Annotated in this window: 1 protein-coding gene; it reads right to left on the bottom strand. The window is 71.4% G+C overall.

Annotated elements, in window-relative coordinates; genetic code table 11:
• Positions 1-988: IS110 family transposase (locus AB0912_RS35900; protein WP_366707535.1), on the bottom strand; the 988-nt coding region annotated here is incomplete at its 3' end.
• Between the last annotated feature and the right edge of the window lie 245 nt (positions 989-1,233).

Below are 1,233 nucleotides of genomic sequence, written 5' to 3' on the forward strand. Positions count from 1 at the left end.
TGGGGGCGTGTTCGCCGTGGATCGAGGTTCCCGACTGCCTGGTGGCCGGGGCGAGGCCGGCGTAGGAGGCCAGGTGGGCGGCGCTGGGGAAGGTGCTGCCGTCGCCGACGGTGGCCAGGAGGACTGCGGTGGTCCTGACACCGATGCCGGGCATCGAGGTCAGGACCTTCGAAAGAGGGTGGGCCTCCAGCAGGGCTTCGATCCGGGCTTCCAGTGCCCGGCGTTGGTCGTGGACGGCGGCCAGCGACTTGGCCAGCGACGGCACGATGACGTCCAGGGTGCCTGTGCCTGGGACGACGACGGTCTGTTCGTCGAGGGCGTCGAAGATGTCGTCGACGAGCCGCTGGGCCATGCGGGGCGCTTTGGGCCGGACGACCTCGACGAGTTTGCGGCGGCCGGCCTTGCGCAGAGCGGCCGGGGATCCGTAGCGCTCCAGCAGCCAGGTGATGGCGGGGTGGTCCAGGCGGGGGCCGAGGACGCGTTCGAGGCTGGGGTGGAACTGGGTGAGCAGGCCGCGGATGCGGTTGGAGGTGCGGTTGGCCTCGCCGGCCAGGTCCTGGTCGAAGCCGACCAGCATGGTCAGCTCGGCGGTGACCTCGTCCGCGAGTTCGAGGGAGCGCAGCGTGTGGGGCATGGTGCGGGCGGCGTCCGCGATGACGGCCGCGTCCCGGGCGTCGGTCTTGGCCTCACCCGGATAGAGGTCGGCGATCCGGCGCATCGCGAGGCCGGGCAGGTAGGCGACCTTGCAGCCGGCGTCACGGGCGACGGCCAGCGGCAGGGCGCCGATGGAGGCCGGCTGGTCCACGACCACCAGCACGGTGCCGAACTTGGCCTTGAGCTTGTCGAAGACGGCCCGCAACTGGGGTTCGCCGTTAGGCAGGGCCTTGTCGAAGACCTTCTTCCCGGCCGGGGTGAGTCCGTGGCCGTGATGGTTGCTCTTGCCGGCGTCCAGGCCGAGGAAGACGCCCGTTGCGTCGATGTCGATCACCGTGCCCCCACATGCGTCGATGCCGTGCCGGCCTCGGCGGCGGGGCCGTTCGCGCGCATCCACGTTATGCAGACCTGCCGCCCGCGAGCTGCCCGGCATTGCGCCGGGCCGGACGGTGGCCGGACCTCTGATCAGCGTCTCCGACGGCACCCCTCGGGCCCGGTGACACCACCCCCCAGGTCATCTGTTCGACAGGGGGCAACAGTCATACCGGGCCCGGAGGCCAGCGGCCCTCTTGCAGGACC

Origin of the sequence: Streptomyces sp. NPDC007084 (assembly GCF_040703595.1) — a bacterium.
In the GTDB taxonomy this organism is placed as follows: Bacteria; Actinomycetota; Actinomycetes; order Streptomycetales; family Streptomycetaceae; genus Streptomyces.